We start from the raw sequence: 20373 nt of genomic DNA on the forward strand, positions 1-20373 counted from the left end.
GCCGGCAGTATCGGCCTGGTACTCAGCCCGCGTAGGCGCAGCGGATTGTTCACCTCCGTGTGCTGTCCGGTGCGTTGACGAGTGAGCAAATCCGTGCGGGGGACTAGGGAACAGTTTCTGGGAGTGTTTTCGTGCCAGGAACTCCCTGCGCCGGACCGTCTGCGTGCGTTTCGGGTTGTGAGCCTTGGATTTTGTCCCGGTCGTCGATTTCCCACGTTCGCTGTGCCGCGTTGTAGATCAACCAGTAGGCGCGGGCCGGGCTCCGCACCGACGCTCAGATGCTGACTCGGACGCGGTGTCCGTGCGCCGGGGGCCGGAATCCTGGGCTGCTTTTGTGCACGATTGGCCTCCTGACCGGAACGGCCATGGTCCCGGAAATCGGCCGGGGTATTGCCTTCTTCTGACGATGACATGCCTGGGATCCTGGAGGTAGAGCCTTTTGACCCTCGTGGCATGCCAGCCAGAAATTCACCGGCCGGAGCGGTTAGGGTGCGTGTTTTGCCGGTTCCCGTCCGGGCGCCTCGGTGGCGAGGGCCGTCAGCCATGCCGGAACGGATTCCGGCGGGAGGGGTTTGCTCCATAGAAAGCCCTGGGCGAGGCGCACGCCAAGCCGGCGGAGTTCCGAGAGCTGGTCGCTGGTTTCAACGCCCTCTGCTATGACGTCGAGGTTCAGGCTGCCGGCCATGCCGAGTACCAGTTCGATAATGGTCGCGCCATGGGGGTTTCTTCCCAGTTCGTCCACGAAGGTGCGGTCGATTTTCAAGGTCCGGGCTGAGAGCCATCGGAGGTAGCTCAGGGACGAATACCCCGTACCGAAGTCATCGATCGAGAGCCCGATGCCGAGGCTGTGGAGCCGTTGCAGGGTTTCCTTGGGCAAGTCCGGCTGTTTCATGAGCACTGTTTCGGTGACTTCGAGGTCGACGGCGGCAGGGGCGATGCCCGAAGACAGGATGGCCCCTTCCACGACGTCGGGGAAGTCTTTGGCGAGGAGCTGGCGTCCGGAAATGTTCACGGCTGCGGAGAAGTCTCCTGCGCCTGGCACGTCCGTGCGCCATCGCTGTACCTGGCGGAGGGCTTCTTGGAGCACCCAGGTGCCGATTGGAAGGATCAGCCCGGTCTCCTCGGCGATGGGAATGAAAGTATCCGGCATGATCAGGCCGTGCTCGTGATGGTGCCACCGCAACAAGGCCTCGAAGCCGACGGGGGATGCTGTGGAGAGGTCCATGATGGGCTGGTAGTTGAGGGAAAGCTCTCCGCGGCCCAGGGCCAGTCTTAGGTCGGATTCAAGGTCAAGTCGCCCTGCTGCCCGTCCGGTCATCCGCACGTCGTAGAACGCGGAGGAGTCACCGCCGGCTGATTTGGCTCTGTACATGGCTGAGTCAGCCCCCTGGAGCATCAGTTCGGCCGTATCGTCGTCGCCTGCAAGGGCGATGCCGACGCTGACGTTGAGGTAGATTTGCCGACCGTCGACTTCGAAAGGGCGCCGGGTGGATTCCCGGATCCGTTCGGCCAGCACTTTGGCGCCGCGCATCATGAGGTTTTCGCAGACGATGACGAATTCATCGCCGCCGAACCGGGCAACGGTATCGCCGGTTCTTACCGCCGCCTTCAGCCGTTCTCCGAGATGAATCAGGATCGTATCGCCGGCTCCGTGGCCGATGCCGTCGTTGATCAGTTTGAACCGGTCGACGTCGACGAACATCACCACGGGCCGGGAGGAGCGTTCAAGGCAGCCTTGGAGTACTTCGGTGATCATGTATCTGTTCGGCAGACCCGTCAGGGCGTCATGGCGGGCCCGCCACTCTAGGATCTGTTCTGCGTCCTTGCGGTCGGTGATGTCCAGGACGGTGTCGAGAAACCGGATGGGGTTCCCGTCCGGGCCCTTCACGCTCCGGATCCGTGAATGCAGCCACCGTTTCTCGCCGTCTGCCCTGATGATCCGGTATTCGAAATCCGCGGTGTCAGCACCGTTGTCCAGGCTCTTCCAGATTTCGCGAACCAGTTCCCGGTCCTGCGGATGGGTCAGCTCGAGCATGGCTTCCCGGGAGTCCGAGGCGTCCTCCTGCCGTCCGATGATCCGGGAGAACTCCTTGGAGTGCCAGGTTTCTCCGGTCTCGACGGTGTATTCGATGCTTCCGACGTGGGCCATTTCCTGTGCGGCCAAGAGCCGCTCGCGCTCGGCTGCGGCTGCTGCCTTCAGCCGCTGGATCTCGGTGATGTCCCTGGCGATGGCGGAGGCGCCAACCTGGGCGCCGTCCGGGTCGTATACAGGAGAGACCGTCAACTCCACGTCGATCATCGATCCGTCCTTGCAGCGCCAACGCGCTTCTACGCCTGTGACGAAGGTCCCGCTGCCGATTCGTGCCGCGACTGCGGTGTCGAAAAGGGCATCGTCCCGGGTCGTCAGCAGGCGATAGCTCTGTCCGATGGCGTCCCGGGAGCTCCAACCGAACATGCGGGTGGCCCCCGCGTTCCAGCTGGTAATAGTGCCGGCCAGGTCAGCGCCGATAATCGCATCTCCTGAAGATTCCACCATGGCTGAGAGACGGCGAAGGATCGCCTCACTGTGCTTGCGGTCCGTGATGTCCTTCGAGATCGCCACGACCGCCACCGGGACCGTATGCCGGCCGCGGATCGGGCTGACCGTGGCATGGACCGGGAAGTCCCGGCCTGTCCTGTGCCGCATCCATAGCTCACCGGCCCAGTCCCGGCCGCGGGCAACGGTGTCCGCTATCTCCCGAATGGTGGCACCCGGGCCTGGCGGTTCAGTACCGCCGACGATGGCAAGATCGGTGATCCTTGCCCCCAGGGCATCCGACTGGCTATAGCCGTAAAGTCGCTCCGACGCGCGGTTCCAGTACGTGATCCTCCATCGCGCGTCCATGCCGATGACCGATTGCCCGATTTCATCGAGCAGCAGCGATTGCATGATCAGATCATCATGGTGCTCCTCAGCCATTGGTCCCCCCGTGGGCCGCATCCGTTAGCAGGCAGTCCTGCCTTCACAACACTTGTTCCTGGCTGAAGTGCCATTCTGAGTCTGTAGCCTAGCCCGGACTCACCGCAGAGACTATAGAACTTATGGCGAGACGCTGCGACCGATGATGAAGCCGAGAAAGAATTCAAGAAAAATATAGAAATTGATTGGGCGAAAGAGTAGCCTCGTCCACTAAGCCGCTGAGCCGTTCAAGGGGCAGTCGCGAAACGTACCTGCCTTTGTAATTTTGGTCAGCAATGCTGGACGGTCTGGGGGGATACCAAACCGGTCTCCTACTCGGAGGGCATTGAAAAATGAAACTCAAAATAGCCACCGCTGCGGTCACTATCGCCGCCGCGGCAACGATCGGCCTTGCCGCACCGGCGAACGCTGTCCGCCCCGCCAACGGCACAGGCTGTCCGACCGGCTTCCAGACGAAAACGGTAGAATACGTTCTCGAGTTTGCGACCGTGGGCTTCGACGACGCGATTCGCGCTGAAGATCGCAATGGGGACGATCTGCTTTGTTTCAAGCTCCTGCCGCCTCAGGTGCCTCTCTTTGATCCCACCTTCTTCTATCAGGACAACGACTTCCCGGTGCCGGCGTAAAAACGACGGTCACGCCTTCCGCACTCCCTGGAGCGCGGCGGCGAATGCGACCGCACACGCCAAGCCATTGGCGCGGCGCGATCCGGCATTGTTCCTATTCGTTCCTGCCGCACGCAAACAATTCTTGATTGCGTGCGGCAGGAACGATGTTTCGAGAGTGCTTGACACGCCTGGCCGGTGTACTGGGGCTATGCGCCATTTGGGTCCCGGGCCCAACACCTGCTTTGACTCCAGCTAGTGCCTGCCCTCCGTCCCGCAGCTGAGCCTGTGGTTTTCGCTGTGGTGCGCGCGCCGATTAAGGTCATCGACCAAAGGCTGTGGAGGGACCACAGGTTCCCTACACAGAGCCGTGCAGTAAACGCGGCAGTCAGGGCATTGTCCCGTAATGCATGGTAAATGCCTTCGCCGCATTCCTGTGGCACGGCCTCAAACACGCACTTCTCCGACGGGAATGGAGCAACCCGAAAATGCGCAAATTCTTCTACCGCCTGCTGATCTCTGTCACAGCGCTTATCATCGTTGCGGCCGTAAACGGCCCAGCCAACGCCGCTGTCCCTGACCAAGTCCTGGGACAAGGCACCTTTCACGCTCAGGCGACGGAATCGTTCACTGACACCACGATTCGGGCCAGCGCAACTGACTCGACCCCTGGAATCGGAACCGACGCGTCCGGCACGCTGTCCGTCTCTGATGCGCCAAGCAACAACGTGGCCGTACACTTCGAGGCTGCAGCATTCTGCGTCAACGCCGACGCCAACCGCGCCGTTGTCGTGGGTACGGTCACCCGGGGCCCGGACGGGACCGTCGGGAGAACAATACTTGTTCGTGTCACGGACGGCGGGAACGAAAAGGACGCTCCACCGGACACCGCCGCGTTCGCTCTTTCGACGTTGAGCCCTGTCGAGGCACTCGCGGCAGGCTTCTGCGAGACGAACTTCGCCGATCAGTTCACGATCAACTCCGGCCAGTTCATCGTGCGCAACGGGTCCTGACTTTGTCCCAGTCCAGCTTTTGGATCGTCGAACTCCGGTCTAGTCAGCGGTGTGTCCACGCCCGCCCGACCACGCCGCCATCCATCTAAGTATCAGCGTGGCCGATCGGGCCGAGCAATGCTTCCCTTGAGGAGGGACCTTCGATGCGGGCCGTCTTCTGGAAGGCCCTCGTAGGGATTTGGTTGTTAATTGACAACTTGAATGAGGCAGCCTGGGGCACGCCGTGCGTCTCATTTAAACTGTCGGCTTCTTGGCCAAAGTCGGTTTTCGGAGATACGGGCATGGCTTTGGGAGTGTCTTCAGGAACTGGGAGACGCTGCGGGGCATAGCGGATGGCCGATGTTCGGGGGCCTGAGTGAGGCCCGGGTGAAGCAGGTCCCCATTTGTCCAGATGGTGTCTGGACAAATGGGGACTGGGCTCGCTGAGCCTCCAAGTCGTCGCCGTGCCGACGTCGGACCTCAGCGGCAGCGTGGTTTGCGGCGGCAGTAGGCCTGCACAGCAAAAGCGTACGTGTCGACGGCGTGCAAAACGGCCGATGCACTATTTGACGCTTTTGACGCAGGAAGCGCGTGCAGAAACAACCCGCCGCTCTTAGCGGCTGGGACCGTTGTTGGTCCTCTCCGCGCCCACTACTGCGGGGCCGTCGACAGAGCTCTTCCTGCACCTAAAGAAACGGTCAGCCTTCATCAACATCACAGTTGAGGACATCGCCAGATTCACCGACAGCTTCGAGACGATCTATAGTATCGACGGCGACCTCCAGACAGTCCCACCGCCGGCTGACAGGTCGCTCATAGGGCGTTAATAAGAAGCCTGATTTACCGCTCCCGCGGTCATTTTAGGGCGCCGGTAAGGGATCTTCCGTCAAGCTACGGCCGCGACGGCAATGGCACAACGACGGCGATCGGGGTTGGACCGGCGGCTGCCTCAGCCGGTAATCCGCTTAGAAGTCTGGAAGGGCGAGGAGGTTGTTGTTCCACGTTTGGTCGGCATATGTCCGGAGGTAAGGGCGGAGTCCAGCCGGCTTGACTACGCCCACTGTGACTTTGCTATGACGCGGACCAACATAGGCATGGCCATCTTGGCTGTCGATCCACTCAACTAGGGATGCCTTGCTGTTGGTGCCCGTGTTTGAGTCGCTTTCATCGATCCACTTGAGGTCGGTGATGTTCTCGTGGCTGGCTGCAGTACCCGCAAGGCGTATGTGGGTGATTCTGATTGGCAAGGATTTCCTATCGTGGAGGTTGAGGCGGACAGTAGGTGTCCGATTACCGAAGCCCACTATTGCAAACGTTTATCAATTGCAACTCAAGATCCTGTCAAGAAGGCCGAAATAATGGGGCGGCTAGGAATGTCGCGACTCCTTACTCCTGACGGCTACCGGACCCAGTAAAACGTCAGTGGAGAGCTGGGCGCACCCGCGGTTCTGCTCCGACCGGACGGCCACGTCGCATGGATCGGCGACTCACTCCGTGACCAGTCCCGCCACGTGGCGGCGCCAGGGTGAAAACAAACAGACTCTTCCAAATCGTCTTTTGCCCACTCGGCGAAGATACAGAAATAAGTGTCGGGTCTTGGGGCCATCTACTCGGGCACGTCTTGGCCGGGGAAGAGGCGGCCGTTGCGGTCGGCTCGACTGCGGTGGTGGTGGTCCGTGCTCATTCCTGGTGGCCGGCATCTCGGTTGGTCATGCAGGTCGCTGTTCGTTTCTTCATGAGATGTTCGGAGAGGAGGAGCCCGACATCGTGAAGTTCGTTGATTCCAGCAGGAGGCCCGCCAGGGTAGTGCGGTGCATATTCGGAGCCTGCTCGGTTCCGGACCCCTGCTCATCGTGTTCGAGCGGAACCGCGCCCTGCCCGGACGGCCGTCTTAGCAGCCCGGTTGGGGTCGCCGAAGTAGACAAAAAAGGGTGTGCACAATGTGCACACTCTGGGCTTCGGACTGGGGCGTACTGGGGGCGGATCGGGTCGGATTGGCGATGTTTCCGGGACTTCCCAGTGTTCGCAAGGCCTGGAACCCGGTTCGAGTCCCACCTCGGGCACGCATAACCCCTCGTCAGAGGGGTTTTTGCTTTAATGTGTGGACATTGACCCTCGGCGCGTCCCTCTGACGCTGTCCGCGGTCTGTGCCTGGCGCCGCGGTGGCCTGTTCGGTTGTGTGGGTGGCGGGTTCAGGGTCCTTGCCGGTGGGCCTTCCGCTTGCTGGGATGTGGGGTCATTCTGGCTCCGTTCTTGTTGCTGTGGTGGCTGGGGTTGGTCCTTCACTTATTCATGGGGCGGGTTTGTGCTGACGACATGACCTTGGCGAGATTTCTTGAAGTTTTTTCGTCGCCCGTGGCTGGTTAACATGGCGTAGGGGAGTGGGAATGTGGTCGGTTGTCCGGTCAAGGGGTGTGGACATTGTCCACACCCTGTCCACGGGCGGCTCTTCGGCCTGCATTTTGATCCCTCATCCTGGCTCTGCCTTCACTAGTTCATGAAGTTCTCTGTTTCAGACGACATGACTTCGCGGCCTGGTTCGTCGGTTTTCGTAGGACGTTCCTGTCAGCGGGCGCCGCTCGTGGCCTATCTGCGCTCGGCCCACGATCCGTGGACAGTACTTCTACATCCGCGACGGTGGCCAGCGGGATCGCCGTCCGGAACTGCCAGAACCCACGTAGCAACGATAGGATGGTTGCCAGCCGTGGCGATCGCTGACGCTGAATTCCCTCGGGGGTCGGAGCCGAACCAAGCTGTCCCCCTAGTGCCACAGGTCACCGAGAAGGATCACGTCTGGCCCGTTTGGTCTAGGACGGTTCGGGGAGCTCTTCGATTGCTTGCTCAGTGATTTGCAGCCCAGCATCGTGCAGTAACTTGGCCGCGGGGGTCTCACCAATGGCACGCGACAGACTCTCGATGGCGGCCCCCAAATACAAGTCCTTTTCGGCTTGATTAAGCCGATCCCATAGGGGCTCCGGGATGGGCTTCAGTTTACCGCCCGGAAGCAGGCCGATACCGGAACCGCCGGCAGTTACAGCGCCGAACAGCACGAGGAACTGGAGCGCTTTCGTTTCCAGCGGGGAGCGCTCACGGGCGGGGATGAGCTTGAAGGATCTGGGGGCACCCTTGAAGGTGCCGTTGCCCACGATTATGCCGTGGTCATTGATCCCGGTAGCTTCCTGGAGGAACCAGTCCTCTGTGCCGTAGACCTGTGGCCCCAGAACGTGGAATCCGTGATTGGGGTGTCCCGTCGGGTAATGGACGAATGCTCCTTTAGTGCACGAGCCGACAACGACGCCGGCATCATTGATGTCATAGGCATTGCTAATCTTGATCCCCGCATCCGATGCAGGCACGATATCCTCGAAGACGGCAGTTCCCGAGCTAAGCTCGGCCCGATAAGCGCGATCCGGCCATGATCCGTTAACCATTTGCGCGCCACGCCTCGTACCGCAAACCACGTCAGCATTGTTCATCCGTGCCACGGTGATCACATCCCCGCGTGCATCACTCGGGTCTTTGCCTTCGGAATAGAAAAACAGCTGGTAAGGGTTTGGCTGTCGCGTTGTTTGGTCCTCCACGTCAAGATTGCGCCGCGATATGCCAACGACGTGCCCTTGGTCATTGACCGCAGAGGCTTCAGCCCGTATGTGACCTGGCAGCAGGCGAATCTTGGTCAGCGTGCGGGTTTTCCAGTCCCAGGTGAACGGTTGGTTGTCCTCAGTGCCGACCACAAGACCCGAGTTGTTAACCGCTGCGGCATAGCTGTCCGCGGAAGGCAGAATGTCTGTAAGTTTCCCTTGCTCGTACACAAATGCTTTCGTTGGCGGAAAGTCATGGTGCAACCCGACTATCAGGCCGTCATCATTGATGCCGGTGGCTCGGCCACCGCTTCGGTCAGTGGTGATCTGAGTCCACTGACCGCCATTCCACCAGTAGGGTTCGCCGACGAATTGTCCCGTCATCTGACCGTGGTTGTTTATTCTCTGAAACAGCGTTGTATCAGGCTCGTGGGGGTCTCTGGGCAGGTCCACGAGTTCAAGCGAGTAGGTCTGCATGGGGTTCATTGTGGCCTCGAGGGCGGGTTTAGTCCAGACGCTCGCGATAACCCTAATCATCGGTCGTTGAGCACCGCTCGTTCAGCGCCACTGCGGCTACATCCCCGCGACCGAATAAGAGCGAATGGTACCTACGGCGGGACGGTTGGTATGCGGCAGTGAAAAGCAAGCAAAGGTTGCGGCAGGGGCGGGTAACGAGCGAAGTTCCTCTGGTGTCTGTTAATCCAGGGCGTAATGCAGGCGCTGATTGTTGTACCAGTGGTTCCACTCGGGGACGATCTTCATGACATCTTTCGGTCTTCAAGCCCGGTGCGGAACCGTGTCGGCGAATCCTTCATAATGGCCACTTTCTTGAACAGTGAAAGAAGTTGCCCCCCGGGTGCACGCGGCGATGTCTACGTGGGTGGCACCGGTACCATCGCCCGCCACCAGCCGTCCTGTACACCGGCCAGTACAACTCAGGAGGCATCTACGCCTACGACCCCAACACCGGACAGCTCCCGTACCAGGCCGCCGCGCTGCCCGCAGGGCAGAACCGGCCACTCGACGTCTGCTGGGATGCCCTCAACGGTCTCGTCATCGCAGGCGCCCAGAACGACACTGGCGGCGGCGGGTGCTTCGCCGCCTACAACCCGGTCACCAGCCAGATCACCACAAAGGTCAACCCTATCGACAGTCTCCAGATGGTGCGTGCAGTGGCAACCAAGGACGGCGTTGCCTACCTCGGCGGCGACAACATCTACGCCGACGGCTCCCGCAGCACGGTCGTCGCCTGGGATCCGATAGCCAACCAGGAACTGTGGTGCCTGGATCCGGGCCAGCGTGCGGGCGTGGCGGCCCTCGCCATCCACGGCCGATACCTCTACGGCATGTCCCGCAGGGCCGCCGGCCTGTTCGTCATTGACCTGGATACCCGCCAGCTCGTCCACACAGCGGATCTGAGTAGCGTATGCACTGACTTCGGAGCCTTGACCGTCAGTCGGGGGATCGTCTATGGGGCGTCTCTGACACAACGGTCTTCCGCATCGATCCGACGACATTCGCCGTCTCGGTGGTGGTCGCCGGGATCAACGGCGGCTGGTACAACGGCCCGCACATAGCCGCCGACGAAGACGGCCTGCTGTACTCGATCCAGGGCACCAACCTCGTGCGCATTGATGACAAAGGAGCCATGCAACCATGAGGCGATAGCAGCCTTGAACCGTCCTCCCGGCACGCAGACACGTTGCCCCGCAGGGGGCGTTCGGGGAGGGTGGACCGGGCACCGGAGTTGATCGCTCACCCGCTGCACGAGCGGGTGAGCGACCGAACGCTTTCTACTCTTTGCTCGAGGACCACGGCGCCGATCGCCGGGCATGGCGATAGTAGGCGGCGTTGGCCAGCTCCGTTGCAGCTGCCTCGTCGACGATGACCGTCGCTTTGGGGTGGAACTGAACGATCGATCCGGGGATTGTCGCGGAGATGGGTCCCTCCAGGGCAGCGGCCATGGCCCGTGCCTTGTGTCGTCCGAAACCGAGGAGAATGATGTGCCGGGCCCGGAGAATGGTACCTAGCCCCTGCGTGATGCAGTGTGTGGGGACGTCATCCGGTGAGTCAAAGTACCTGGAGTTGTCCTGGCGCGTTTGTTCGGTAAGTGCTTTGATTCGTGTGGGCGATGCCAGGGACGATCCGGGTTCGTTGAACGCGATGTGGCCGTTGGAGCCGATGCCGAGGATTTGAATGTCGATGCCACCGGCTTCTGCCATCAATGCCTCGTACTCCGCGCCGGCGGACTCGATATTCGCTCCGGTGCCTCGCGGGGTCATGACGTATTCGGGGGTGAGTTCCAACGGTTCGACGACCTCGCGGGTGATGACGGATCTGTAGCTTTGCGGCTGCTGCGCCGGGATGCCGAGGTATTCATCCAAGGCGAAACCACGCACGCCGGAAACGTCAACAATGCCGTCGCGCACTGACCGTGCCAAGGCAGCGTAGGTGGACAGGGGAGTGGAGCCTGTGGCCAGACCGAGCACGGTGCCGGGCGTCGTGATGATCTTGTTGACGATGATGGAGGCAGCGATGTCGCCCGCTTCCGACTGGTCGCGGGCGATGATGACTTCTGCCACGTGATTTCCTTTGTTTGTTGCAAGGGGAGAGCGTTGTTAGACGGTTGCCGTGATCGCGGCGCCGACTGAGCCAACGGGCAGCCCGGGCGGGACCAGGCAGACACGATGGCCCAGGGCCAGACCTGCGAGGAACGGTGATTGCGCGTTGCTGAGGGCCAGCTCCTGGCGGATTCCGCTGAGCAGCGGGTGCCCTAGCGCGTTCAGGCCTCCGCCTATGTAGATGGTGGAGGGGTCGAAGGTCAGCCCGAGGATGCGGACGGCCGCTGCCGCGCCCTGGAAGAACCGGTTCTGGACGGTCCGGGCCTGTGCATCCCCGGCGAGTGCTTTGTCGAAGAGCGATACCGCGGGCCATGTCTCCCCGCTGTACCACTGCCGGGCGATGCCGGATCCGGAGGCAAGCATCTCAAGGCAGCCAATTTGGCCGCAGGGACACAGGTCAGAATGCAAGCCCACAGGCAGGTGACCGATCTCGCCCGCTGCACCAGAGGCTCCCCGGACAAGCGCACCATTAATGACAAACCCGGCGGCCAAGCCCGTCCCCAGGTTGAGGTAGGCGCTGGATTGTTGTTTGGACTCGTGACCTTCGGAGAGGAGATGGTGGGCGCCCACGGCAGCGGCATTGACATCGTTTTCGACGTGGACTTTGAGCCCGAGCTCGCGGTGCGCCAGCGCGCCCAGCTCCAGGCTGGCGACGGCGACGTTCACCGCATTCGATACGTGCCCGGAGAAGGTATCCACCGTCCCCGGGATCCCGATGCCCACGGTTTCCACGGAACAGCCGGCAAGGATTTCCGCGCCGCGCAGCTCATCGATGACCTCGAAGAGGGTACGAAGCAGCGCTTGGTTTCCGTGACCGGTGGCGCGGCGCAGTGTGTGCAGAACATGGTTGTCCCCGTCGATGGCGACAGCTTCCGTTTTGGTTCCGCCGATATCCACGCCGATCCTCACGGTACGCGTGGACGCTTGAACTGGAGTGCTTGAGCCTGGCATCAAAGATCCCTACTTCCTCGGGTGGTCGTCGATCCGAACGAGGTTGCGGCCGCGCATGGTGTACAGGTAGCCATCCTCATCGTTGGTGATGTGGGATCCGCTGTACCAGCCGCCTTGGGTGTCCGCGAGCACGGTTGCCGCGTCGAACGTCTTGGGGTCAAAACGGAACACGGTGGTGTCCGAGACGCCGTAGATCAGGCCGCGGTTGGCCACCAGGGCACCGAACCCATAGGACAAGGTGCTGATGTCGGCCTGGTGCACCAGATTGCGTGTGGGGAGGTCGACGACGAAGATGCCACCCTTGCGGGTCAGCACATACAGGTTCCGCCCCTGGACGGCGAGTGCGGAGATGCCCGCCCCCATCTGCGGTTCGAGCCTCCAGAGCTCCTTGCCGGCCACAGGATCGAAAGCGACAATGGTGCCCGGACCGTCAAGAGTGGGGAGGCCGCCGCCGAGATAGGCCACGCCGTCGCGGGTGGCCACAGCACGCAGGAGCTGACGGTTGTCGATCGGGTTGATGAAGCACTGTTTCGCCCCCGTGGCGGGATCATAGGTCCAGAAGGACCCGCCGCCCTCGGTGTCGGACTGCGCGGCGACCAGCATGAGCTTGTTGACGTCGTCCCAGCAGACGTCGAGCGGCCGGTTCTGCGCGCCGGGGAAGTCGGCGGCCTGGTGGATCGGCTGGCCGCTGCGCGGATCGTATTTCCAGATGCCCTGGGAGCTGTACTGGCCGGTGTAGAGGATACCGTCCACAATGACGGCGTCCTTGGCCTCGCCCGGGGCGTTCAGGTTGACGACCTCGCCGGTTTGGAGGGAGCGGCGGGAGATCACGCCGTTGCCTCCGGCGTAGACGAATCCTGCACCGGCCGCCAGGCCCATGGCTGCCTGGGGCGTGGCGGACGCGCCGGCGTCTCCAAGGTCGGTGACGGTCATGCTTCCTGTTCCGGGGTCGATCTCGGCCACGAAGCCGTAGCCGGAGGTGGCCAGAATCTTGTTGTTGCGGGCGTCCACGCCCCAGATTTCGCCGAGGGACGGGCCGCCGAGCGTCAGCTGTGAGATCGAGTTCGACGCCACGGTATACACGCACAGGCCGGACTCATTGGCGAAGTACACGTCGTTGCCCATGCTTGTGAAGTTCTTGGCGGTCTTGCCGATGGACGTCGCCACGGAATAGGAGGTGAGGTTGTCCAGGTTCAGGAGTGCCACCTTGGACTGTTGGGTCGACGCGGCCGAGCTGGCCACGAGCTTGTCTCCGAGGATGGCCAGTTCCCGGATGCTGGGATCGGCCAACATCTCCGAGGGGGTGACCTGCGTGAAGGTCTGGGTGGCACGGCTGTACGCCCAGAGGCATGCGCGCCCCGCGCTGCCGCCGCCACCGAGGGTGCTGCCGGCGCCGAAGAACACAGTGGTGTCCGTGGCCGCAACCGCGCGCGCCAACGTGGCGCCCGTGTCTGGGATCCCCAGGCCGATGACCTGGCCGGTCGCGGGGTTGTACTCCCACAAAGCAGGCTTGGTGGGGCTCCCGCCGCCCACCGCATACAGGCGGCCGTTCGGTGCCACGCTGAGGTCGCGCACGTCGCGGTCACCGATCCGGCCGATCGGTGTTGCCTTCGTCGACAAGGTGGTCAGGTCCCAGCGGTAGAGGTTCGGCAGCGTACCAACGGCATTTTGGAGGACGCCGGCGTACAGGTAGCGGCCCGTGGAATCGGCGGCCAGGGCCTGGATACTGTATCCCGTGTCCAGCATGGTCTCGCCGACTACCTTGCCCGTGGGCACGTGGAAGGCAACGATGCGGACGGGATCGAGGTTGCGGGAACCGATGTAGACAATGTCGCCGACGAGGATTGAACTCATCAGCGAGAACTGGACTACCGCCGGTCCCAGGTCGAGGATTTCGGTGGTGCCGGGCGCGGCGGTCGAGCCCGTAGCCGCTGCCGGTCCGGACGTGGTCAGGCCCAGTGCGGCCACGAGGCCGGCTGCGCCGCCTGCCTGGAGGATGGCCCGCCTGCTGATGTTGGAAATCTGCATTGAACTTCCTTTGTTCTGAAGGGGAGGTGAAAGCTGGTGCAAAGGTGCCGCCGTCGAACTTTTGCGTGCGGAATTTCCCGCGGGCATGCCCGCGGAAATGCAGAGCACGACGGCGGCGCTCGAGTTATGCGGTGAAGGCCAGGTCCTCGACCTGGACGGGGAAGCGCAGCGGCTCGCCCCGGGAAACACGGTGGGCTTCGGCCACGGCAGTGGCCGCCAGCCGCTCCAGCTCACTGCCCAGTGACCCGGCGAGATGCGGGGTCAGCAGGACATTCGGGTTGGTGTAGAAGCCCGAATCCGCGGGCAGGACCCAAGGCGTGGTGACATCCAGGACGGCAAAAAGTTCGTGCCGTTCCAGCCGGGCAAGGAGGGCATCCTGGTCCACCAGCTCGCCGCGGGCGGTGTTGATGAATGTGGACCCGGTGCGGAGGCGCGAAATCAGCCCGGCATTGATCAGGTTCAGCGTGGAGGGAAGAGATGGTGCATGCAGTGACACGACGTCGCTGCTTTCCACAAGTTCCTCCAGGCCCACCAACTGCACGCCGAGAGCCGCGGCAGCCTCCGGGCTAAGGTAAGGGTCCGCCACCACGACGTCGAGTTCGAACGGCTCGAGCAGCCGGATGACGTGCCTGCCGATTTTGGACGCGCCGATGATGCCCACCCGTTTGCCGTAGTTGCCCATGTCCGGGAACAGCTCGTCCGCCTCGATGGACGATTTTTCGGTGTGCAGCGTCCGCGCGATTTGCAGGACCCTTTTGTTGGCCAGCAGAATCATGGCCAGCGAGTACTCAGCCACCGGGATGGCGTTGGCGTCTGCTGCCGTGCTGACCTGGACGCCCCGGGTCCAGCACTCATCGTCCACATGGTGTTTCACGGTCCCGCCGGCGTGCAGGATGTGGCGCAGCCGCGGGGCGGTGTCCAGAACGGCGGCATCCACGGTGGGGCAGTTCCATCCGGTGATGAGGATGTCGGTTTCGGCGAGCAGCCCCAGCGAACGGGAAGACGCGAACTCCTCCATGGGCTCCGGGCTCAGGAGCCGCAGGCCAACGTTCAGGGATTCCAGGCGTCGGGTGGAGAAGATCCTGGCGGCGACGCCGGGGCCCATGGCAAGAGCAACGTTCAGGTTTTTCGGGCTCATTTGACGGCTCCCGCGGTCAGTCCGGACTTCCAGAAGCGCTGCAGCATGATGAACGCCAGCAGCAGCGGAATGATGGAGAGCAGCGAACCCGTGATCACCATGGGGACGAACTCGGGCTGGGGGACCGCGTAGCCCTGCCAGATGGAGATGCCCACGCTCACCGGCAGTAGTTGCTGGTCCTGGAGCATCACCAGGGGAAGCATGAAGTTGTTCCACACCCCGACGAACTGGAACAGGGCAATGGTGATGTATCCCGGCATCATCATGGGCAGGCCTAGGGAGAAGAAGGAGCGGATGGGTCCGGCGCCGTCCACGCGCGCTGCCTCCAGCGTCTCCATGGGGACATAGGAGGAGGCATAGACGCGGGCCAGGTACACGCCGAAGGGGTTGCACAGGACGGGGATCAGGATGGCCCAGATGGTGTTGGTCATTCCCACCACCGATGCCAGCAGGTACATGGGCAGCACCGTTGCCGTGTTGGGAATCAGGACTCCAACCAGCACGAATCCGAACAGTGAGTCCTTGCCGCGGAACTGGAACTTGTCAAAGGCGTAGCCGGCCATGACGGAGACCAGGCTGCCCACGACGGCGCCGAAACCTGCGTAGAGGACGGAGTTGCCCATCCAGCGGAAGAACACGCCCCCGTCTTGGGCGGCTACTGCTGCGATGTTCTCGAAGAGGGCGAAGTTGCCCAAGGCGTAGGCACTGGTGCCGTAGAGGTCTGCGGCGTTCTTGGTGGATGCGAAGAGCAGCCAGAGGACCGGAACCACCATGTAGAGGGAGCCCAGGATCAGCAGTCCGTTGACGGTGAGCTTGCTGCCGAAACCGCCTTGGCGTGCCGTGGACTTCTGGCGCTGCGCGGGTTTCTTAGCCATGGGCTGGGTCTCTTTGGTCCGGGCGAGGGGCAGGGTATTGGTGCTCATGGTTTGTTCATCCTGGAACTGAATCGGGTGACAACCAGGGACAGGATAGCTGCCAGCCCGGCAATGATGATCGAGGCGGCTGCCGCCTGGTTGAGGTTGTGTCTGATGAATGCCGCGTCGTACGCCCACAGGTTCGGCACCCAGGTGCTGGTGATGGACGGTGTGGCCTTGGCGATGATGGAGGGCTCCGTGAAGAGCTGCAGGGTTCCGATGATGGTGAACAGCATGATCACGCTCAGCGCCGGCAGGATGAGCGGAAATTTGATGCTCAGTGCCGATCGGATTTCGCCTGCGCCGTCTACCCGCGCGGCTTCCAGGATTTCGCGTGGAACGGCCTGCAGAGCGGTGAACAGGATGATGACGTTGTAGCCGGTCCATTCCCAAACGCCGATGTTGACGATTGCCGGAAGGACCAGGTGTGCATCCAGGAAGTTGATCTGGATGCCGCCGCCTTGGAGCGCCTGCACCAGCGGGCTGATGCCGGGAGTGTAGAGGTAGGCCCAGATCAGGGCCGCGATGACGCCGGGCACGGCGTGCGGAAGGAAAACGAGCAGCTGGAACAGCTTGCGTGTCCGGGCTACCGTTGCATCAAGAAGGAGCGCAAAGATGACCGCGCCGCCCACCATGACGGGAATGTAGATCAGGCAGTACAGCCCTAGCCGGGCGATGCCGCTGACGAATGACTCCGACTCCAGGACCTGCAGGTAGTTCTCGAGTCCAACAAAAACAGTCTTGGCCTCGCCGAAACCGAGGCCCGATTTCTGCTGTGCATAGAAGCTCAGCACAATCGAGTAGATGACCGGTGCCACCATGGCGATGGTAAAAACTGCGAAGAACGGGACCAAGAAGAGTGCTGCGGTCCTGCCGCCGGTTCCTGAGGCTGCACGGCGCTTGCGAAGCGGAGCAGCGGTGGTGGCCTGAGGGGCCATGATGATCTCCTAACTGTCTGGGCTGCCTCCGTGGAGGCAGCCCAGGTGAGTAGCTACTCTTTGACGGAAAAACCGTTCTGCTTAAGTCCGGCCACCGTTGCCGTCTGGGCCGTCGTTACGGCCTCCAGAACAGTGCCGCCGGTGCTGAGGTTGCCGTACGCGTCCTTGAGTGCTGTGTTGGTGAGGTCCCAGCTGGGGCCCCACTGCCAGCCCGGGCTGACCGTGGTGTACGCCTTGTTGAAGACGGCGTAGATATCGTTGCCGAAGTAGCTGGCGTCATAGGCCTGCTGTGCCACGGGAGTCAGGCCCGGGAAGGCCAGGAATGCTGAGCCGGTGTTCCCGCGCGCCTTGATGGCTTCCGGGTTGGTGGTGAGGAACTCGATGAATTTGGCGGAGGCTGCCGGGTTCTTACTGCTCTTGGTGACGTTGAAGCTGGATCCGCCGTAGAAAGCGCCGGCCGGGGTGCCCCAGTTCGGCATTTCGGCGGCGATCCACTGCCCCTTCTGTCCGCTCGCTTCGGTCCTTTTCTGGATCCCGGTGGCGCTCCAGTTCGCGCCTACGACGCCAACGACGGTGCCGTTCGCCAGGTCAAGGCTCCACTCATCGCTGTAGGCCTGCGTCACCTTGACGAGCTTGTTATCGATCAGCTTCTGCCAGTAGCCGGCCACCTTCTTGGTGGCGTCATCGTTCACGCCGACCTGCCAGCTGTCGCCCGACGTGCCGAACCATTTGGCCCCCGCCTGCCAGGCCAGTCCGGCGGTGGCCGGTACTTGGTTGGGGTTGAAGCTAGCCAAATAGGCGTCAGGTGCCACCGATTTGAGCTTCCGTGCCGCCTCCTCGAATTCCTGCCAGGTCTTGGGGACCTCGATGCCGGCCTTGGTCAGCATGTCCTTGCGGTAGTACATGACCATGGGGGCGGCGTCATACGGTAGGCCGTAGGTCTTATCGCCGAATTGGACCATGCCCCGGATTTCGCTGCCAAGCTTATCCACGGTGGCGGATTTGTCGATCAGTCCGTCCAGCGGCTGCACCTGGCCATTGCTGACGAACTGCGGCAACTGCGGGTATTCGATCGTTGAGACGTCGGGGCCGTTACCCGCGGTGATGGCCGTGGACAGCTTGGCGTAGCCGCCGCTGTCAGCGTTGGGGACCGTTTCGAACGTGACCTTGATTTTGCTTTGGCTCGCGTTGAACGCGGCTGCGACTTTGTCCATGCCTGCCAGTGGCGACCAGAACGTAATGGTGCCTGAGGGATCCTCGGTGGGCGTGGGGGCCGCGGACGGTGTGGGTCCCGTTCCGCAGGCTGCAAGCAGCATTGCGCTGCTGGCCAGGCCGGCCGCCCCGATCAGTAGATTGCGACGCTTCATTTGTTCTCCCTTGAAATCCACGATGCGAAGGTGGACGTGGCCGATGCCACATGGTGTATTTCAATGAAACCCGCAAAGGTGAACAAAACCAATGAAATGAACAGTAGTGAACATGGCGTATGTTCATTGACGTCCCGGACAGGAATCCGGAGCTGCACTCAGCCGGCGGTCGAATCCCTGATGACGAGAGTGGGCGACAAAATGACCCTCTGAAGCGCCCGGCTCGAACCCCGCCGACCGCCCAGTCGGTTGAGGCACATCTGCAGGGCGTGGTAGCCGACGTCGAACTTGGGCGGTGCCACGGCGCTCATGGGCACGGTCCCAAAGGAGGCGATTTCATCGTCATAGGCCACCAGCGCTAGATCCCCCGGAATGTGCAGCCCGCGGGCCTCGCACAAGTCAGCAAACATGAGCGCATCCTCGTCGTTGTGAACGATCGCGGCAGTAGCGCCGGCGCCAACGAACCCGCTGACGATGCTGTCCAGCTCCCGACGCAGCGTCTCGGGGTCGTTTGCCGCCAGCGTGATGGTGCGGGTCAGGTCGGCATCGGGCGAAATCCCCGCCGTCTCCATGGCAAGGCGGAAGCCTTCGCGGACAGGCGATGACGTGGGACTGCTTTCGCGAACACATAGCGCGATTTTCCGGTGGCCCAGACCCAAAAGGTGGTTGACGGCGATCTCCGCCCCTTGCACATGGTCGCTCCGCACTGATTCCAGCCGGCCATCGTCCATGACTCCATCGATCGAGCGCTCGACGACGATTACGGGTACTTCAGCGGATGCCAGCAGGGCAAAGGTGGGCGTGTTCGCCAGGGTTTGGCCACTGGGCGTCACCAGCAGTCCGTCGACACCGCTCTTCAGCAGCCGTTGAATTTGGCGTTGTTCTTCGGCAGGCGAGTAGTTCGAGACACCAAGGACCAACCTGACGCCCAGCTCGTGGGCCGCAGTCTCGGCACCCCTGATAATCCCGGGAAAGTAGTACCTGGCAGTGGGCACGATCATGCCGATGGTGGCGAGTGGGCGCTGTCTGTCGGGTGGCCCGGCGCGCCTTCCGGACGAAGCAAGGGGCCCGGTGTCCCATGGGCCTTCGTTGATGTTCCCCTGAACCTGCCGCGAAGGACGACGGCCGGAGTCCGTGCCAGCCACAGCCCCTCCATGGACGCGCTGAAGCAAGCCCTGTCCGTCGAGGAAGGCCAGATCGCGCCGCACGGTCATGCCGGAGATTCCCATCCTCCGTGCAAACTCGGCCGCGTTTAGTGACCCGCGGAGCGACAGTTCCCGAAGGATCTGATTCTGCCTGTCCTCAGTCAACATCGGCATACCTTCCATCATGTTTAGTTTTGTGCAGTTTGTTCACTATGAACTACATGCCAGATATTGTGAGGAGTCAAGTCATCCGCACGAAACCGTTCAGCTGGACCCGTTCTTTGGGACGTACCGGGCCGGAACCAGGAGGGGTGCCGCCCAATGGCGCAAATGGAACTTAACGCGGGCATTTGTTCGGTGACCCTTCGGGGACTCAGCATTGACGACGTCGTACGAACCGCGGCCGCTGCGGGCCTGGCGGGAATCGAGTGGGGTTCCGACGTCCATGTCCACGACGCCGCCTCCGCGGCGCATGCCCGGACCGCGACGGAGGGTGCCGGGCTCCGGATCCTGTCCCTCGGGTCCTACTACCGTGCCGGATCATTCGGCGACTTCGAGGACGTCCTTGTCCTCTCACAGGAACTCGGCGCGCCCCGGATCCGCATATGGGCGGGCGATGTGGGTTCTGCCGACGCAACCGGGGAGCACTGGGACGCCGTCGTCGAGGACACCCAGCGGATCGCGGGCCTGGCTGCCGCGCGGGGCACCGGCCTGGCCTTCGAGTATCACGGCGGCACACTGACGGACACACCGGAGACAACACTCGAACTCCTCCGCCGCGTGGACCGGCGCACCGTTGGCACCTATTGGCAGCCCGCCGTCGGCCTGGCCGACAAGCAAGCCCTAGAGTCGCTGCGGCACTTGATCGAACATGTGGTGGGCGTCCACTGCTTCTCCTGGTGGCCGCAGACCGAACGGTTGCCGCTGACGGCCCGAAAGGAGCTGTGGCTGGAGGCTTCAGAGGTGCTGCGCCGCAGCGGCAAAGATCTGGACGTCATGCTGGAATTCGTCGTCGGTGATTTACCGGAGAACGTCATCACCGATGCCGCATTTGTGAAGCGCGTCACGCTATCGAGGCCGGCAACAGTTCCTCTTTAGGAATTGCTGAGGCTTCTGATTTCATTGCGCCCACAG

16 protein-coding genes and 1 pseudogene are annotated in these 20373 nt (G+C 62.3%); 5 read left to right on the forward strand and 12 right to left on the reverse strand.

Annotated elements, in window-relative coordinates:
• Window positions 1–484 precede the first annotated feature (484 nt).
• Window positions 485–2959, reverse strand: a complete 2475-nt coding sequence (locus ACSQ1X_RS08800; RefSeq protein ID WP_436057362.1) for a sensor domain-containing protein — start codon at window positions 2957–2959, stop codon at window positions 485–487.
• 332 nt (window positions 2960–3291) lie between these two features.
• Here ACSQ1X_RS08800 and ACSQ1X_RS08805 point away from each other — a divergent pair, with 332 nt between their 5' ends.
• Window positions 3292–3585 (forward strand): hypothetical protein, encoded by a 294-nt coding sequence (locus tag ACSQ1X_RS08805; protein WP_436057363.1) that lies wholly within the window; start codon window positions 3292–3294, stop codon window positions 3583–3585.
• A 467-nt stretch (window positions 3586–4052) separates the two neighbouring features.
• Window positions 4053–4577: a hypothetical protein gene (locus ACSQ1X_RS08810; RefSeq protein ID WP_436057364.1), complete on the forward strand. Its 525-nt coding sequence runs from the start codon at window positions 4053–4055 to the stop codon at window positions 4575–4577.
• Between the two features lie 944 nt (window positions 4578–5521).
• Here the strand turns inward: ACSQ1X_RS08810 and ACSQ1X_RS08815 are convergent.
• On the reverse strand, window positions 5522–5803 hold the full coding sequence (locus ACSQ1X_RS08815) for a DUF3892 domain-containing protein (protein WP_436057365.1): 282 nt from the start codon (window positions 5801–5803) through the stop codon (window positions 5522–5524).
• A gap of 183 nt (window positions 5804–5986) precedes the next feature.
• Between ACSQ1X_RS08815 and ACSQ1X_RS08820 the strand changes: the two genes are divergently transcribed.
• Window positions 5987–6085: a hypothetical protein gene (locus ACSQ1X_RS08820; protein ID WP_436059303.1), complete on the forward strand. Its 99-nt coding sequence runs from the start codon at window positions 5987–5989 to the stop codon at window positions 6083–6085.
• 1278 nt (window positions 6086–7363) lie between these two features.
• On the opposite strand, the gene ACSQ1X_RS08825 is transcribed toward ACSQ1X_RS08820, so the two are convergent.
• Window positions 7364–8614, reverse strand: coding sequence for a hypothetical protein (locus ACSQ1X_RS08825; RefSeq protein WP_436057366.1), 1251 nt, complete (start codon window positions 8612–8614; stop codon window positions 7364–7366).
• A gap of 368 nt (window positions 8615–8982) precedes the next feature.
• Between ACSQ1X_RS08825 and ACSQ1X_RS08830 the strand changes: the two genes are divergently transcribed.
• The gene (locus ACSQ1X_RS08830) at window positions 8983–9714 is read left to right on the forward strand and encodes a hypothetical protein (RefSeq protein WP_436057367.1); all 732 of its coding nucleotides are present in this window, start codon (window positions 8983–8985) and stop codon (window positions 9712–9714) included.
• Window positions 9715–9930: 216 nt separating this feature from the next.
• On the opposite strand, the gene ACSQ1X_RS08835 is transcribed toward ACSQ1X_RS08830, so the two are convergent.
• From ACSQ1X_RS08835 to ACSQ1X_RS08875, 9 genes and pseudogenes are all read right to left on the reverse strand, one after another.
• Window positions 9931–10719, reverse strand: coding sequence for a glucosamine-6-phosphate deaminase (locus ACSQ1X_RS08835; RefSeq protein ID WP_436057368.1), 789 nt, complete (start codon window positions 10717–10719; stop codon window positions 9931–9933).
• Between the two features lie 36 nt (window positions 10720–10755).
• Window positions 10756–11655, reverse strand: coding sequence for an ROK family protein (locus tag ACSQ1X_RS08840; RefSeq protein WP_436057369.1), 900 nt, complete (start codon window positions 11653–11655; stop codon window positions 10756–10758).
• A 63-nt stretch (window positions 11656–11718) separates the two neighbouring features.
• Window positions 11719–13737 carry an outer membrane protein assembly factor BamB family protein gene (locus ACSQ1X_RS08845; protein WP_436057370.1) on the reverse strand — a complete coding sequence of 673 codons (2019 nt, stop codon included), beginning with the start codon at window positions 13735–13737 and terminating at the stop codon, window positions 11719–11721.
• Between the two features lie 124 nt (window positions 13738–13861).
• Window positions 13862–14875, reverse strand: coding sequence for a hydroxyacid dehydrogenase (locus ACSQ1X_RS08850; protein WP_436057371.1), 1014 nt, complete (start codon window positions 14873–14875; stop codon window positions 13862–13864).
• Window positions 14872–15798, reverse strand: coding sequence for a carbohydrate ABC transporter permease (locus ACSQ1X_RS08855; protein ID WP_436057372.1), 927 nt, complete (start codon window positions 15796–15798; stop codon window positions 14872–14874). Before ACSQ1X_RS08855 ends, ACSQ1X_RS08850 begins: the two co-directional genes overlap by 4 nt.
• Complete coding sequence (locus ACSQ1X_RS08860) at window positions 15795–16727, reverse strand: carbohydrate ABC transporter permease (RefSeq protein WP_436057373.1); 933 nt, start codon at window positions 16725–16727, stop codon at window positions 15795–15797. Before ACSQ1X_RS08860 ends, ACSQ1X_RS08855 begins: the two co-directional genes overlap by 4 nt.
• Before the next feature lie 53 nt (window positions 16728–16780).
• Window positions 16781–18094 carry an ABC transporter substrate-binding protein gene (locus tag ACSQ1X_RS08865; protein ID WP_436057374.1) on the reverse strand — a complete coding sequence of 438 codons (1314 nt, stop codon included), beginning with the start codon at window positions 18092–18094 and terminating at the stop codon, window positions 16781–16783.
• Window positions 18095–18252: 158 nt separating this feature from the next.
• The gene (locus tag ACSQ1X_RS08870; protein WP_436059304.1) at window positions 18253–19095 is read right to left on the reverse strand and encodes a LacI family DNA-binding transcriptional regulator; all 843 of its coding nucleotides are present in this window, start codon (window positions 19093–19095) and stop codon (window positions 18253–18255) included.
• 198 nt (window positions 19096–19293) lie between these two features.
• Window positions 19294–19425: pseudogene (locus tag ACSQ1X_RS08875) on the reverse strand (DeoR family transcriptional regulator); the annotation flags it as partial.
• 144 nt (window positions 19426–19569) lie between these two features.
• On the opposite strand from ACSQ1X_RS08875, the gene ACSQ1X_RS08880 reads away from it, so the two are divergent.
• On the forward strand, window positions 19570–20337 hold the full coding sequence (locus ACSQ1X_RS08880) for a sugar phosphate isomerase/epimerase family protein (protein ID WP_436057375.1): 768 nt from the start codon (window positions 19570–19572) through the stop codon (window positions 20335–20337).
• Window positions 20338–20373: the final 36 nt, after the last annotated feature.

Origin of the sequence: Arthrobacter sp. LjRoot78, assembly GCF_964254335.1 — a bacterium.
Lineage (GTDB): Bacteria > Actinomycetota > Actinomycetes > Actinomycetales > Micrococcaceae > Arthrobacter.

Bases quoted from the DNA above. Each gene is read 5' to 3' on its own strand.
- ACSQ1X_RS08800 (WP_436057362.1), bottom strand. From the start codon at position 2,959: ATGGCTGAGGAGCACCATGATGATCTGATCATGCAATCGCTGCTGCTC.
- ACSQ1X_RS08805 (WP_436057363.1), top strand. From the start codon at position 3,292: ATGAAACTCAAAATAGCCACCGCTGCGGTCACTATCGCCGCCGCGGCA.
- ACSQ1X_RS08810 (WP_436057364.1), top strand. From the start codon at position 4,053: ATGCGCAAATTCTTCTACCGCCTGCTGATCTCTGTCACAGCGCTTATC.
- ACSQ1X_RS08825 (WP_436057366.1), bottom strand. From the start codon at position 8,614: ATGCAGACCTACTCGCTTGAACTCGTGGACCTGCCCAGAGACCCCCAC.
- ACSQ1X_RS08845 (WP_436057370.1), bottom strand. From the start codon at position 13,737: ATGCAGATTTCCAACATCAGCAGGCGGGCCATCCTCCAGGCAGGCGGC.
- ACSQ1X_RS08850 (WP_436057371.1), bottom strand. From the start codon at position 14,875: ATGAGCCCGAAAAACCTGAACGTTGCTCTTGCCATGGGCCCCGGCGTC.
- ACSQ1X_RS08855 (WP_436057372.1), bottom strand. From the start codon at position 15,798: ATGAGCACCAATACCCTGCCCCTCGCCCGGACCAAAGAGACCCAGCCC.
- ACSQ1X_RS08860 (WP_436057373.1), bottom strand. From the start codon at position 16,727: ATGGCCCCTCAGGCCACCACCGCTGCTCCGCTTCGCAAGCGCCGTGCA.
- ACSQ1X_RS08865 (WP_436057374.1), bottom strand. From the start codon at position 18,094: ATGAAGCGTCGCAATCTACTGATCGGGGCGGCCGGCCTGGCCAGCAGC.
- ACSQ1X_RS08870 (WP_436059304.1), bottom strand. From the start codon at position 19,095: ATGATCGTGCCCACTGCCAGGTACTACTTTCCCGGGATTATCAGGGGT.
- ACSQ1X_RS08880 (WP_436057375.1), top strand. From the start codon at position 19,570: ATGGAACTTAACGCGGGCATTTGTTCGGTGACCCTTCGGGGACTCAGC.